Origin of the sequence: Herbaspirillum sp. meg3 (genome assembly GCF_002257565.1) — a bacterium.
GTDB lineage: Bacteria > Pseudomonadota > Gammaproteobacteria > Burkholderiales > Burkholderiaceae_D > Herbaspirillum.
In genome coordinates this window covers 4,606,689-4,620,937 of the sequence record NZ_CP022736.1, presented here as the reverse complement: position 1 = coordinate 4,620,937, position 14,249 = coordinate 4,606,689, and the positions used below count along the sequence as shown (strand labels likewise).

The window sequence follows — 14,249 nt, the reverse complement described above, 5'->3', positions numbered from 1 at the left end:
GGATCAACGGCCGCGAGTCAGCCGCTGCACGCCGCGCCATGTCGCTTGCGGCGACAGACGGACGGGATGTTCGATCTGCGCCGCTTCGATGCAGAGCATGCGCGTCCAGTCTTCTGCCGGCATATCGCCGAGTTGCGCCGCTTTGGCCGGGCCGGGATTCCAGATCACGCTGTCGGCGAAGCCTTGCTGTTCAAGTTGCAGGAAGGGCTGGGCATCTTGCAGCAAGGCCAGCGAGGCCGGTGCGGCAAAGTAAATGTTGTCCGTTTCATCGCTGATGCGCAGCGGTGTCTTGCCGTGCAACGCTTCGCTGCCGCCGGCGACGGTGGTGTCGAGCACGCGTGTGCCTTCGAGGTGTGCGACACTTGCCTGCCGCACGTCGGGTGTGGCCAGATAGGTATGCAGCGCAGCGGTGAAGTCGAAGGCGGCTTCGCCGGTGTTGGTGGCGTTGAGCGCGACACTGACCCAGCCGGCACCGATCTCAACCTGCAATTGCAGCAAGAAGCTGTGCGGCCACAGGGCGCGCGTGCTGTCGGTGTCGGTGGCGACGAGACGCACACAAGCGACGTCCTGATCGTCGCCGCTCACGATGTCGCTGTCGACATGCCAGACCAGATTGCGTACCAGGCCGTGCTTGGGCAACCCGCCACGCCCCGAAAACTGCGGGAAGCAGACCGGCACGCCACCGCGGATCGATGCCCCCGGTTTCACCGATGGCATGGGCGTGCAATAGAGATGCTCGCGTTCGTCGGCGGTTTTCCAGGAAAGCAGTTGCGCGCCGTACAAGCTGATGGCGGCGCTGTCGCCATGGGCATTGCGCAGATGCAACAGGCCGGCGACATCGGGCAGGTGAGTAGTGGGCACTGGAAATCTCCGTTGTATTGAAACCATATCGTCAGAACACATCTCACGACTGTTGATGAAACGCGTTCTCGTGTAAAGAGGCGTATTTTTACACATGCCCGGTTGTGATGCGGCGGTGCTTGTCGTAGAGTGGCCGGGTTGTCACATCCATGCCAAGGAGAATCGTTTCATGATGAAGTTGCGCCGCTCGTCTTTCGTCTTCTCTGTCATCCTCTCTTTCTCCTTGCCTCTCGCGTTGCCGTTCCCGGCTTCCTTTGCGTCGTCGCTGCCGACTCCCGTGCGTCCCCAGCCGCTGCAGCAGATGCCACAGGGGGCATCCCAGCAGACGCAGACGGCGTCGCAATCAGCGCCGTTGCCGCTGGTCAACAAGCAAATATTCACGCTGCCGTCCTACAAGACCGTCGCCGGCCAGGAAATCCGTGATGTGCGCATCGGCTATGAAACCTACGGCAAGCTCAACGACACCGGCGACAACGCGATCTTTGTCGCGCATTTTTATTCCGGGACGTCGCACGCCGCAGGCAAGTACAAAGAGAGCGACGCCGCGCCCGGCTATTGGGACAGCATCATCGGTCCCGGCAAGGCGATCGATACCGACAAATTTTTTGTGATCAGCGCGGATACGCTGGTCAATATCAACGTCAAGGATCCCATGGTGACGACCACCGGGCCGGCCTCGATTGATCCCGCTACCGGCAAGCCTTACGGCATGCGCTTCCCGGTGGTGTCGATGCGCGATTCAGTGCGGGTGCACAAGCAATTGCTCGACAAGCTTGGCGTGCATCAGCTGGCAGCAGCCGTGGGTGCGTCGGGTGGATCGATCCAGGCGATGGAATGGGCGGCCCTGTATCCCGACTTCGTCAAGCGCGTGGTGCACGTCATCGGCCCCGGTTTTGAAATCAGTCCCTACGTGATCGCGTTGCTGGATGTCTGGTCTTTGCCGGTGCGGCTTGATCCGAAATGGAAACAGGGTGATTACTACGGCAGCGGCGATCCCGATGACGGCGTGGCTGAAGCGCTCAAGATCGTGACCGTGCAAACGCGCCATTGGGACTGGGCGCAGGGCACCTTCGGCTATGCGCCCGCCGACCCCGATAAACTGCCCGGCGCAGCCATGGGCAATCGTTTCAAGATCGAGTCTGCGTTGGAAGCCGGCGCCCGTGCGCGTGCCAAAGTTGCCGATGGCAACAGCATCATCTACATGTCCAAGGCGAACCAGTTGTATCGCCTCAGCGATGAAGAAGTGAAGGGCATCAAGGCCAAGATCCTGTTCATCCCGAGTTACAGCGACCTGGTGTTTCCACCCAAGCTGTCGATGGAAGCGCTGCAGCGTTTCAAGAAGCAGGGCGGACAGGGCATGTTGTATCTGCTGCAGGGGCCGGGCGGGCATTTGGAAGGCGTGCTTAACCTCGACAAGGCGGCTGGTGTGATTTCGCGGTTTCTGGCGACGCCATAGGGATCATGCGCAATCACGCAATCCTTACAAATCTTTAATCGGTTTTACCCGAAATCGCGCTCTGCCCTGTTCTTGTTGCGGGGCTGAATGGCTATGATGAAGACAGAACAATTCATCGATCTTTTCAAGGAGCATGCCATGAGCGTTTCATCCGTTTCTTCTTCTTATACCAATGCGCTGTACGACAACGTCTACGTCCCCGTGAAGAATGCCGTCGCCAAAGTCGGCGATGAAATCGGTGATGTCGTCGACGCTACTGTTGATACCGTGAAGTCGGCTGCAAACACTGTTGCTGACGACGTTTCCGCCGGCTGGAAATCCATCGGCAATATCATCGATACATCGGCCTGATACTGTCAGCCCCGGATGCTGGCCGTTGCCCGTTGATCGCCGTCCGGGGCAATTCGTCATTCACAAATAATTTTCATCATTCGTGTCGGGATCATAGGGCGCGTGTGTTTGCGCCCCATGCGACATCTCTTCGAGATGCGAATGGATATTCGCGGGGAGATGATTTCTGTATCATGGCCGTTCCATTGCCATGAGGAAATCGTATGAACATCATCTCCCGCCGCTCTCTCCGCGCCACCTGTATCGCTTCCAGCATTGCCGTCGCAATGCTGGCGTCGTCCTCTCTTTTTGCTGCCGACGCGCCGACCAGTGCGCAAGCTGTGACCGCAGCCAAAGCCACTTTCAAGGAGTGGGCGGAAGTGCTGGCCATCCCGAACGACTCCGTCGTGGCGGCCGATATTCAGCGCAACACGGCGTGGTTTGAACAAGCGTTCCAACGCCGTGGATTTCGCACCCAGCAACTTGCCAATGATGGCCGCCCGATGCTGTTCGCCGAGCTGCCGGGCAACAAGGCTGGCAAGCCGACCGTCTTGTTTTACGCACATCTCGACGGCCAGGCAGTGACACCGTCCGAATGGCAACAGGAAAGTCCGTGGAAGCCGACGCTCAAGCAACGTAACGCCGCCGGCCAATGGGAAGCCCTGCCGATTGATCAGCTCTACACCGCCAATCCGAACCCGGAATGGCGTTTGTTCGGCCGTGCGTCCGCCGACGACAAAGCACCGATCATGATGCTGCTGGCTGCCTTTGATGCGCTCAAGACCAACGGCGCCGCACCGGCAGTCAACGTCAAGATCATCCTCGATTCGGAAGAAGAAAAAGGATCACCATCGCTGGGCAAGGTGATCAGCGAGCATCAGGCCTTGTTGAAGTCCGACCTGCTGGTGGTGCTGGACGGTCCGATGCATGCCAGCAATTTGCCGACGCTGGTCTTCGGTAACCGCGGCGTGGCGCAGGCGACATTGAAGGTCTTCGGCCCGCGTCAGGATAGCCATAGCGGACACTACGGCAACTATGCCGCCAACCCTGCGCAAACCATGGCGCGTTTGCTGGCATCGATGAAAGACGACGACGGCCGCGTGACGGTCGCCGGCTACTACGACGCCGTCAAGCTGGATGACGAATCGCGCCGCATCATGCGCGCCGTGCCGGATGATGAAGCTGCGCTGCGCAAGCGCCTCGGCATTGCTCAGGCAGAGAAGGTCGGACAGAACTATCAGGAAGCCATGCAATACCCTACGCTGAACGTGCGTGGCATGCAATCCGCGGATGTCGGCGCGAAGGCGCGTACCATCGTGCCGGGAGTGGCGATTGCCGAACTCGATTTGCGTACCGTGCCTGAGACCGATCCGCAAGTTTTGCTGGGTTTGCTCAAGTCGCATATCGAAAAGCAGGGTTTTCATCTGGTCAAGGGCGAGCCGACCGATGACGATCGCGCGCGCTATGCCAAGCTCGCTTCGCTGGACTACGCGCAGGTGTCTGCCTCCAGCATGGCGGTACGCACCGACCTGGCTTCGCCGATCGGCAAATGGCTGCGCAGCTCTTTCAACAAAACCTATGGCAAGGATCCCGTGCAGATCCGCATGATGGGCGGTACCGTGCCGACTGGCGCCATGGTCGGTGCATTGAAGATTCCGTTCGTGATCGTGCCGTTGGTGAATGCCGACAACAATCAGCACAGCGCCAACGAGAATATGCGCCTCGGTAATTACATCGACGGCGTCCGCACCCTGACAGGCATCCTGACCGAGCCGTTTGAGCCTTTCCAAGCTAAGTAATTGAGTAAAGGTGCAACACACCAGCGAAGACGTGGCGTGTTGCGCTAGAATCCCCTGAAGAACTACTAGTCGAATACACACTTCGGGGGATTCCATTTTGCACGTCGAAGCTCATATCGTTAATGCTTTCATTGATGGCGTCCTTGGCGGCAATCCCGCAGGTGTAGTGCTCGACGCGAATAATCTGACAACCGACCAGAAGCTGTACATTGCCCGCAAACTGGGTTTGTCCGAGACGGCGTTCGTGTCTGCCTCGCAAAGCGCCACCATCAAACTCGAATTTTTTACCCCGACACGCCAGATTGCGCACTGCGGTCATGCCACCATCGCCACGTTTTCCCTGCTGCGCAAGCTGGGTTTGGTCGGGGACGGCATGTTGTCGAAAGAAACCATCGACGGCAACCGCAACATCCTGATCGACGGTGACATGGTCTACATGGAGCAGCGCGCGCCGGAATATCGGGATATTCCTGCAGACTCCCCTTTCTCTGAGCGTATTGCGGCGTCGCTGGGTGTGACGCCCGCACAGTTTCACGGCGCGCTCGTGCCGGCGCTGGTCAACACCAGCAATACTTTTCTGGTGGTGCCGTTCCCGGATGAACAGGCGGTGTCCACGCTGCGCGCCGATTTCAAACTGATTGAAGCCATCAGCAATGAGCTGGATGTGATTGGCTATTACGTTTTTTCCAACATGACGACGATCAGTGGAAGGCATGCAGGCGTGCGCATGTTTGCACCGCGTTTCGGCATTCCGGAAGAATCGGCCACCGGTACCGCTGCCGGGCCGCTCGCCTGCTATCTGCGTGACTATGCAGGCGTCAGGGATGCGGAAATCATCATCGAGCAAGGCTATCTGATGCAGCCGCCGTCGCCGAGCGTGATCAAGGTCAAGCTATCTATCGCTGACGGCAGGATTCGCCATCTGATGGCGGGAGGTACCGCCAAGGCGACGCGTCTGATCAAACTGGACATCTGATACGGACGTTGACCGCAATACTGCGGTAATAAGTTCGGAACTTAGCCTGGCATCAAGTGTGGAATCTAGCAAACGGGGCGACCATGGTCGCCCCGTTTGCTTATTGGCTCAGTGCCTGATCGGTTTGCTCTGTCTGAGCTGGTTTACTTGTGTTCGATCTGAAACATCAATCCCTGCTGGATGATCTCGGTTGAGATCAACTTGTCGCCGATCACTTCGGTCATGCGTTGGCCGGGGTTGTTCAGCGCGTTGTTGACCAGACGCTTGATCAGATCCGGCAGCTTCTTTTTGTCGCCGTCGGTGACCAGACGGCTGGTCGCTTCTGCGCAGAGGAGAAATTCCATACGCGCGCCTTCGCTGCGATTGCTGAGCAGCACGCCGATCGTTTTCAGGTCGCCATCCTTGGCAAGGCTGCCCATCATCGACGTCTGCGACGGACCGACCTGGGTCTGGAAGGTGTGCTTCTCGCCACCGCTGTGCAATTGGGTGACGTCGATGGTGTAGAGCGGCGCCATGCGGCCGGCGCCTTCATCCTTGCGGTCTTCCAGAACGTCGGCAATGGCGCGATTGAATTTGGTGGCGAACAGGCTTGGCGAAATGCCCAGAGAGTGTTCCGCAGCCGCCTGCGCCGCCAGTTTGTCATCGACGGAATGGTCACAGGCTGTCAGGAGAAAAAACGGAAACAGTAGCAACAGGGCGATGCGGATGACATGTTTACTCATGATTTCCCCTCTCATTTTTATGTATTTTTAACATGAAATTATTTCTTATTTATGTCAATTATGTTGTAAAGATGCTGCGAAAAAGTTGTGGAAAAAATAAGCATACACACCTGTATGTGATATCTTCGCACGGTCGTAAGTCAAGCTGGCAAAGACTTTCCGCCCAGCAAGCCAATACACAACGTCTGGCATCACCTGACGAGACCTCAAGCATACTCAAAAATACAGGACATTGTTTCCTGTAGTAAATATATTTATCCAGATGGCATGGTCAATGCTCATCCGTCGGGACAGCTTTGACATACAGAATCTTCGGATATTCGGATAGGGAAACATGCGCGCGCTACATAAATTAAAAATCGGGGTACGCCTCGGCCTGGGCTTCGGGCTGCTGGTATTGATGCTGTCGGCCATGGCAGCCTTTTCGCTGCTGCGTCTCGAAGGTATTCTGAGCACCGTCAAATATGGCGACAAGATACTGACGGAGAAACTGCAACCTTTGTATGTTGCGCGCGAAGCGCTGGATCAGACCGGCCTCGCAGCACGTAACGCCTTCATCTTCACCGACAATGCCGACGCGATGAAAGAGCTGGCAATCGTTGACGAGCAGAAAGAGATTTATCTGGCCACACTCAAATCGATGGCGCCGGTATTCAAGGGCGATGCCGACTTCGATAAGGTGAGTGCCGGCTTGCTGGCCATGGCGGAAGAACTGAAGCGCCCGCGCAAATATCGTGAAGCGGGGCAGATGCAGGAGTACGGGGACTTCCTCGTCAAGGAATGCAGCCCCTTGCGCCGCCAGATCGTGCGCGATATCAATGCCGTCATCAAACAGACCGAACAGCGCATGGCCGAAGCGGACGACGCCTCCAACAGCCTGTTTAACCGCTCGATCGCGTGGATCATCGGCATCACCATCGTTACTGTGCTCATTGGCATCGTCGTGGCAGTGGTGATCACGCGCGGCTTGCTCAAACAGCTCGGCGGCGAACCTGACTACGCGGCGGAAATTGCCGACCACATCGCCAAGGGTGATCTCGCCATTGAGATCAGCATCAAGGATGGCGACAAAGGCAGCCTGCTGATGTCGATGAAAGAAATGCGCGACAATCTGGCCCACATCGTCGGCCAGATCCGCGAAGGTGCACATACGATTGCTTCGGCATCGACCCAGATCGCATCCGGTAACGCCGACCTGTCGGCACGCACCGAAGAACAAGCCGGTTCGCTGGAAGAAACCGCCTCGGCCATGGAAGAGCTGACCGCGACGGTCCAGCGCAATGCCGACAACGCGCAGCAGGCCAATACGCTCGGTGCAACGGCATCGACGGTGGCGGTGAAGGGCGGCAGCGTGGTGGGGCAGGTCGTGGAAACCATGAGTTCCATCAACGAGTCCTCGCGCAAAATCGTCGACATTATTGCCGTGATTGACGGTATTGCTTTCCAGACCAATATTCTCGCGCTGAACGCGGCGGTCGAAGCGGCGCGCGCCGGTGAGCAGGGCCGCGGTTTTGCCGTGGTGGCGTCGGAAGTACGCAGCCTTGCGCAGCGCTCGGCAACCGCCGCCAAGGAAATCAAGGAGCTCATCGCCGACTCCGTCAACAAGGTGGCAAGCGGCACCGAGCTGGTCGAACTGGCCGGCAGCACCATGGATGAAGTGGTCTCCAGCGTCCAGCGCGTGACCGGCATCGTTGAAGAAATCAGCGTTGCCAGCCAGGAGCAACGTCATGGCATCGTCCAGGTCAGCGGCGCGATCAGCCAGATGGATGAAGTCACCCAGCACAATGCCGCGTTGGTCGAACAAGCGGCTGCTGCCGCGCGCTCTCTGCAGGAGCAAGCGGAGAGCCTGACGCGTGCAGTCAGTCTGTTCAAGCTTTCGCATGGACATGGCACATCGATGGTGGTCAAGAGCGTTGGCGGTACCGTGCTCAATGCTGTTGAGCTTCCTATGATCCCGGGCAGTTCACGTTTAGCCATTGCGCATGATGAGGGCAAACGCAACGTCAGATTGCTGTCGCGCTGAAGTATGTCGTGATGACGAAAAAACGGAGAGCCGCCGCGTTTGCAGAAAACACGGCGGCTTTTTTGTTGCGTGTCGTGTGTTGCGAGCAGATTCAGAGCACGTCAGTAGCAGCACAAACCTGATTGCGCCCTTGCTTTTTTGCCTGATAGAGCGCTTGATCCGCCTGGCGGATCAAGGTTTCAGGAAGGTCGTCCGCCCGTGCCGGCATGAGTGCGTCGATGCCTGCGCTGACCGTGACATTGCCCACAGGATTACCCGCATGGGCGATCTTGAGTGCGTCGATGGTGCTGCGCAGGTTCTCGGCAATTTCCAGCGCTGCGGCGAGATCGGTATTCGGCAACAATACGGCCAGTTCTTCACCTCCATAACGTGCCGCCAGATCGCCGTTGCGACGCGATACGTTTTTCATGGCGCGCCCGATCTGACGCAGGCACTCGTCGCCGGCGGCGTGGCCATAGATATCGTTGTATTGTTTGAAGCGGTCGACATCGATCAGGATCAGCGCCAGCGAACTGGCGTTGCGGGTTGCGCGACTGAGTTCTTCCTGCAGCGCGAGATCAAAATGCCGACGGTTGGCCAGTCCGGTCAATCCATCTTCCAGCGCCAGCCGCTGCAAGGTGGCGTTGAGTTCATTGAGCGAATCGCGAGCCTCGCGCAGCGACACTTCGGTGCGCGCGCGCAACCGGATTTGCCGCACCAGACGCCACCCCAGCAACGCCAGCGTCAGCACCAGTACGCCGATGCCGCAGGCGTGCATGATGGTGTCTTCCACCCATCCCGATAAGGCTTCCTGTTTTGACAACGCCACGAAGACATACAAAGGATAGTGTTGCAGATGATCGTAGGCAGTAAGCCGGATTTTGTTGTCCACCGTCGATCTGAACGTGACCAGCCCGGACGCATTTTTGGCGATGTGATCGCGAAAGATCGGTGTATCGATCATGGTTTTGCCGACGTATTCCTCATAGAGAGGTCGCCGCACCAGCACCGTGCCCTTGTTCATGCCGAGGAAGATCACCCCCTCCTTGCCGATATCGAAGCTATCGTAGAAGGTCTTGAAGTATTCGAGGTCAAGCGCCGCCATGATGACGCCTGCAAAACTGCCGTCCGGATGACTGAGGCGGCGCGACACGGTAATGATCCAGGAGCCGGTGGTGCGGTTCTTGATCAGCGGTCCGACATGCGCGTCGCGGCCGGGATTGTCGCGATGGAAAATGAAGTAGTCGCGGTCGGAGACATCCTGCGGAACATAAAAAGGCGTCGAATCGACAAGCGAGCGGCCCTGTTCGTCATAGGCGAAGTAGGCGTTGATCTGCGGCAGGGCATTGGCGTTCTGCCCCATCAGTGCTGCCAGATTCCCCTGACCGCGCGGTCCCGATCCTTCGGTTTCGACAAGTTTGATCATGCCGATCAGCGAGACATCGGCAGATTTGATTGCATCGTCTGCATGGCGTTGCAAAGCGTGTGCGATGTTGGTGACCGCGATGTTGGTGTCGTCGATCTGTTGCTTGCGCGCCAGCCCAAGTTGAATCATGTCAACGACGATGAACAGCCCGCAGACCAGAAGAATGAAGCCGATCGCCAGGTTGGCGACCGACGCCGGTTTTTTTGCCGATTCTTCACGCGACGGATCCGTCGATGCAGCAGGTTCGGCGCCGGTGTCTGTCGTACTCATTGTCGCTTGCCGATCATTACGTCCTCCGATTGCAGCCGCAGGAATGAAGTAATTCAGAGAGTCTGAAGTGCTGCTCGAAGTGAGTTTAGCGCACGGCGACGCAGAGTTCGCAGGAAAATAAACCGGTTTCAGGATCCGTGCGGGATCCTGGCACATAACGTTCAAAACTGGGGCGTGCATCGAACTGCAATTGCTGAGCGGGAATCCGGTTTCCGCACATGTTCATCCATGCTTCGCCGATGTCGCGTGCGTGGCCGCGAAAATCTGCGACGGCGTAGCGGCCGCCCGGCAGCGTGGTCAATTGCACCGTGCCGTTGGCGACAAAACTGTCCGGTACTTCCACGCAGGCGTCATAGCGGCATTGTTCCGGTGGCGTGGTGGTGGGATCGTCCAGGCCGACGCCGTAGCAGGTGGGGCCGTCGAGTTGATGGGTTTGCAGCCAGGGGATGAAGGTATCGCGCCAGAAATCGCCTAGCGCAGGGCCGTAAGGGCCGGTGTAACGGAGAAAGGCAACTTTGGTCGGTGGCAAATCAACGATGCGCAAATTCATGTTTGACTCCCCGGACTGGATGGAGCGCACATCATACTCGAAGTCGATGACGGGTTTGAAGACTAAATCCAGTGTATTCGCAGCAGTATGGTAATGATGATTGCGCCCGCATTTGCAACCGCAGTCACAACATCAATGCCGGTATTTTCGTTGTGCCGGCAACAGCAGGTTGAGCAGCATCGCCAACACGCCTGCACCCTGCTGCGTATGTGCTTTTTTATTTTCGAACATGCGCGCGTCTGCACGCTGCATCAGGTCACTGATGGTTTGCGTTGCTTCTGTATGGCTGTCGGAAAAACCCACGCTGTAGTGCAATTTGTAGTCGCGCTTGCTGGCGCGATTGTGCTGTCTGATCGTCTTGTCGAGACAGCGTAAAGCCACTTCAGCTTGCTGTTGATTGGTGTTGGGCAGCAGTACGGCAAACTCGTCGCCGCCCAGACGGCCGATGATGTCGGATTGGCGGAAGCTGCGGGTAAGTATCGTACTGAAATCCTGCAGAGCGCGATCACCTTCGGCATGGCCGAAGCGGTCGTTGATTTGCTTGAACAGGTCGAGATCGAAGTAGAACAGCGACACCGGTTTGTCGAGTCGCTTGCATAGATTCAGCGCCTGCTCGGCCATCGCTTCGAAGCCGCGGCGATTCGGCACACGGGTCAGCTCATCGATGGTCGCCAGTTCCATGGCGAACAATTCCTGCTCAGCCATTTTTGCCAGATCGCGCAGCAGCGCCTGGTCATCGTCGTTGAAGGCGCGCGGTTGATTGTCGAGCAGACACAGCGTGCCCAATTGATCGCCATTGCCGACACGAATCGGGCAACCGGCGTAGAAGCGCACGCTGGCGTCGCCGATCAGCGGATGATCCTGAAAACGCGCATCGAGCACCGTGTCCGGTACGACGAGCAGCTTGTCCGTTACCGCTGCTTCGCTGAAAAAAGCATGGCGTCCGTCGCCGGCATTGTCTTGTTTCGACGACAACCAGGAACGATGGGAATCCGCCAGGCTGACGAAGGCTACGGGGACGTTAAACAGTCGCTTGGCCAGACGAGTCAGACGTTCAAAACGCATTTCTGCCGAGGATGCGAACAGGCCGAATGCATGCAATGCGTTCACTTGATAAAAATCACGCGGCGACATTTCAGGCATCTTCATGGCTTGGACTCGATTCATGGCAACGGGCTAATAAAACTTCTTCTCGGCAAGAATATCGGCAACATTCTGCGTCGAGGGTAATCCCGGTAACGACAGCGTCGCCGTTTTCTGAAGCGAGACACGCCAAATTTACACTTGTGGTCCAAGCATGTCTTGAAGGAAATATTGGTAAACGGAAATAGCTCGCCGTGTCGGCGAGCTATTTGTTGACAACATAATCAGGGGTTTGTTGCCTGCATCAGTCCGGTACAAACTGCGCCAGCACCGCACAGGCCTCGTCGGCCATCAGTGATCCTTCGACAGTCATTGCCGGGCTGGTGTTGGCCAGCACCTCCGCACTGCGCGCTGGCAGTTGGGGGCCGCCCAGTGCCGTGCCGATCTGCTCGGTCGAGGCGGCATACACCACGCGTCTGATTTCGGCCCAGAACATGGCGCCGCTGCACATCGCGCAAGGTTCGCCGCTGGCGTAGACAGTCGCGCCGCGCAGCGCTCTCAGGCCAAGTTGCTTTTGCGCGGTACGCACCAGCACCATTTCAGCATGGCCGGTGCAATCGGCGGCGCTGTTCTGATTGTTGGCGGCGACCAGTAAAATCTCTCCCTGCGCCGACACCAGTGTTGCACCAAAAGGCATATCGCCGTCAGCAAGAGCTTCAGCGGATGCTTCGATAGCCAGGCGCATGGCCTTATGGTCACTCTCGTTGAATGTCATTTTATGAGAATTCCTTTCTCACATTTCGTCGATCGGAGTGGAGTTGGCCTGCGCCTTCTCCAGCGAAAACCGCTCGCTGGTCTTGACGTAAAAACTGGCGCCGAAACGGCCCACCGGGTGGTAGTCCTGCAACCGCACGCGCCACAGTTCGGTATCCACCAGGCCGTCGCGCGCTGCGAGCCATTGTACGCGTCCGATAAAAATGTAGCGACTGGCGGTCTCCAGTTTTTCATGCAGGACGCATTCAAAGGCAACCGGCGCTTCGGCGATACGCGGCGGTGTGACGCTTTGCGAAGGCACTGCATGCAAGCCGGCGTGCGCCAGTTCGCTCACGTCGGAGGGCAGCCTGTCGCCGCAGGCATGCATCTGTTCGCACATGGCTTCGTCGGTCAGATGCACGACGAATTCTCCGGTTCTGAGAATGTTGGCAGCGGTGTCTTTCAGATTGCCGTCGTGCAGGCGATTGATGCTGACCATCACGATCGGCGGATCTTCACCGAGCATGTTGAACATGCTGAACGGTGCGGCATTGATGGTGCCATCTTCGCCCAGCGTGGTGATCAGTGCAATCGGCCGCGGCACGATCAGGCTGGCCATCAGTTTGTAGCGCTGATAGACACCCAGTTCGGAGAAATCGATTTCAGTCATGGTGATGCCTTCTTAAGGTTGCTTGCCCTGTATGCCTTCGACGTACCACTTCATGGTCCACAGTTCGGATTCAGGCACGGACTTGCCGGCGGCAACCTGCAACTGGCCGGCTTGATTATTGATCGGACCAGCGAAGGGTTGCAGCGTGCCGGCGATGATGGCCTTGCGGCGTTGTTCGACCAGTGCAACGACGTCTTTGGGCAAGGCGGGATTCAATGGCGCCAGCTGCACGATGCCTTCTTTCATGCCCCATTTGGTGTCTTCCGATTTCCATTTTCCTTCCAGCACCTGACGCACCTTGTGGACGTAGTACACGCCCCAGTTCAGCACGTTGCCGGTGAGGTGCGCATTGGGGCCGAAGCGCGTCATGTCGGAGTCCTGTCCGAAGGCGTACAGGTTGCGGCTTTGCGCCACTTGCACGGCGGCCGGCGAATCGGTGTTCTGGTACAGCGTATCGACGCCTTGCGCAATCAAGGTCTGCGCCGCATCGCGTTCCAGGCCCGGGTCGTACCAGGCATTGATCCATACGACCTTGGCGGTGACTTTGGGATTGACGCTGCGTGCGCCGAGTACAAAGGCATCCAGATTGCGGATCACTTCCGGGATCGGGATCGGTGCGACGTAGCCCAGCGTGTTGGTCTTGGTCATGCGGCCGGCAATGGTGCCGAGCAGATACGCGCCTTCATAGAAACGGGTCTGATAGATGCCGACGTTGCGCGCCGTCTTGTAGCCGGAGCAGTGCTCGAAGATGACGTCGGGATATTCCGCCGCCACCTTGATGACCGGATTCATGAAGCCGAACGAGGTGGCGAAGATCATCTTGCAGCCATCGTCGATCAGTTGGCGCATGACGCGTTCGGCTTCGGGCGATTCAGGCACGCGTTCGACGAAGACGGTTTCGATGCGGGCGCCGAATTCGCGCTCCAGCATGCGGCGGCCCAGGTCGTGTTGGAACGACCAGCCGATATCGGCCACCGGGCCGGGATAGATGAAGCCGATCTTCAGGCGTGGCGCAGGGCTGGTGGCAGCCATCACAGGCGTCGACAGCGCGGACAAGGAAAGGGAGGAGAAGGCGGCAGCCCCCGAGGCAAACAGAAAGTCACGGCGTTTCATGGCAACAAGGCTCCTTACATGGATGGACAAAGTTCAGGGCAGGATGCATTGTTGTTGCCCTTAAATTGTATACATGCAAGTTAAATGCCAGCTTTTTAAATTAACTAAGTATTTGATTTATATATAAATACATTATTTATTAAAATTGTATACATTTGTTTGTTTTGGCGCAATCAAAGACGAGTTCGCACCATGCGCGGGCAAACGGCAAAATGTTGGTGCACAAAAGCAGGGCCAC

At 57.6% G+C, this 14,249-nt stretch carries 13 protein-coding genes; 5 read left to right on the top strand and 8 right to left on the bottom strand.

Annotation, left to right across the window (positions count from 1 at the left end):
- Positions 1 to 3: 3 nt before the first annotated feature.
- On the bottom strand, positions 4 to 861 hold the full coding sequence (locus hmeg3_RS20785) for a D-hexose-6-phosphate mutarotase (RefSeq protein WP_157739315.1): 858 nt from the start codon (positions 859 to 861) through the stop codon (positions 4 to 6).
- A 169-nt stretch (positions 862 to 1,030) separates the two neighbouring features.
- Between hmeg3_RS20785 and hmeg3_RS20780 the strand changes: the two genes are divergently transcribed.
- The 4 genes from hmeg3_RS20780 to hmeg3_RS20765 all read left to right on the top strand — a co-directional run bounded on the left by hmeg3_RS20780 (position 1,031) and on the right by hmeg3_RS20765 (position 5,422).
- Positions 1,031 to 2,317 carry a homoserine O-acetyltransferase gene (locus hmeg3_RS20780; RefSeq protein WP_094565430.1) on the top strand — a complete coding sequence of 429 codons (1,287 nt, stop codon included), beginning with the start codon at positions 1,031 to 1,033 and terminating at the stop codon, positions 2,315 to 2,317.
- A 138-nt stretch (positions 2,318 to 2,455) separates the two neighbouring features.
- A complete protein-coding gene (locus tag hmeg3_RS20775) occupies positions 2,456 to 2,668 on the top strand; it encodes a protamine P1 domain containing protein (RefSeq protein ID WP_094566484.1) in 213 nt (70 codons plus the stop codon).
- 203 nt (positions 2,669 to 2,871) lie between these two features.
- Positions 2,872 to 4,446 carry a M20/M25/M40 family metallo-hydrolase gene (locus tag hmeg3_RS20770; RefSeq protein ID WP_094565429.1) on the top strand — a complete coding sequence of 525 codons (1,575 nt, stop codon included), beginning with the start codon at positions 2,872 to 2,874 and terminating at the stop codon, positions 4,444 to 4,446.
- A 97-nt stretch (positions 4,447 to 4,543) separates the two neighbouring features.
- Positions 4,544 to 5,422: a PhzF family phenazine biosynthesis protein gene (locus hmeg3_RS20765; protein WP_094565428.1), complete on the top strand. Its 879-nt coding sequence runs from the start codon at positions 4,544 to 4,546 to the stop codon at positions 5,420 to 5,422.
- Between the two features lie 143 nt (positions 5,423 to 5,565).
- On the opposite strand, the gene hmeg3_RS20760 is transcribed toward hmeg3_RS20765, so the two are convergent.
- The gene (locus hmeg3_RS20760) at positions 5,566 to 6,144 is read right to left on the bottom strand and encodes an aldehyde dehydrogenase (protein ID WP_094565427.1); all 579 of its coding nucleotides are present in this window, start codon (positions 6,142 to 6,144) and stop codon (positions 5,566 to 5,568) included.
- A gap of 334 nt (positions 6,145 to 6,478) precedes the next feature.
- On the opposite strand from hmeg3_RS20760, the gene hmeg3_RS20755 reads away from it, so the two are divergent.
- Positions 6,479 to 8,167, top strand: coding sequence for a methyl-accepting chemotaxis protein (locus hmeg3_RS20755; protein WP_094565426.1), 1,689 nt, complete (start codon positions 6,479 to 6,481; stop codon positions 8,165 to 8,167).
- A 91-nt stretch (positions 8,168 to 8,258) separates the two neighbouring features.
- Here hmeg3_RS20755 and hmeg3_RS20750 read toward each other — a convergent pair whose 3' ends face one another.
- The 6 genes from hmeg3_RS20750 to hmeg3_RS20725 all read right to left on the bottom strand — a co-directional run bounded on the left by hmeg3_RS20750 (position 8,259) and on the right by hmeg3_RS20725 (position 14,011).
- A complete protein-coding gene (locus hmeg3_RS20750) occupies positions 8,259 to 9,842 on the bottom strand; it encodes a sensor domain-containing diguanylate cyclase (RefSeq protein ID WP_094565425.1) in 1,584 nt (527 codons plus the stop codon).
- A gap of 85 nt (positions 9,843 to 9,927) precedes the next feature.
- Positions 9,928 to 10,392 carry a GyrI-like domain-containing protein gene (locus hmeg3_RS20745; RefSeq protein WP_094565424.1) on the bottom strand — a complete coding sequence of 155 codons (465 nt, stop codon included), beginning with the start codon at positions 10,390 to 10,392 and terminating at the stop codon, positions 9,928 to 9,930.
- Positions 10,393 to 10,524: 132 nt separating this feature from the next.
- Positions 10,525 to 11,559, bottom strand: coding sequence for a sensor domain-containing diguanylate cyclase (locus tag hmeg3_RS20740; protein ID WP_232511757.1), 1,035 nt, complete (start codon positions 11,557 to 11,559; stop codon positions 10,525 to 10,527).
- A 220-nt stretch (positions 11,560 to 11,779) separates the two neighbouring features.
- The gene (locus hmeg3_RS20735) at positions 11,780 to 12,250 is read right to left on the bottom strand and encodes a nucleoside deaminase (RefSeq protein WP_094565422.1); all 471 of its coding nucleotides are present in this window, start codon (positions 12,248 to 12,250) and stop codon (positions 11,780 to 11,782) included.
- 18 nt (positions 12,251 to 12,268) lie between these two features.
- Positions 12,269 to 12,898 carry a flavin reductase family protein gene (locus hmeg3_RS20730; RefSeq protein WP_094565421.1) on the bottom strand — a complete coding sequence of 210 codons (630 nt, stop codon included), beginning with the start codon at positions 12,896 to 12,898 and terminating at the stop codon, positions 12,269 to 12,271.
- A gap of 12 nt (positions 12,899 to 12,910) precedes the next feature.
- Positions 12,911 to 14,011 carry a BMP family ABC transporter substrate-binding protein gene (locus hmeg3_RS20725; RefSeq protein WP_094565420.1) on the bottom strand — a complete coding sequence of 367 codons (1,101 nt, stop codon included), beginning with the start codon at positions 14,009 to 14,011 and terminating at the stop codon, positions 12,911 to 12,913.
- Positions 14,012 to 14,249 lie beyond the last annotated feature (238 nt).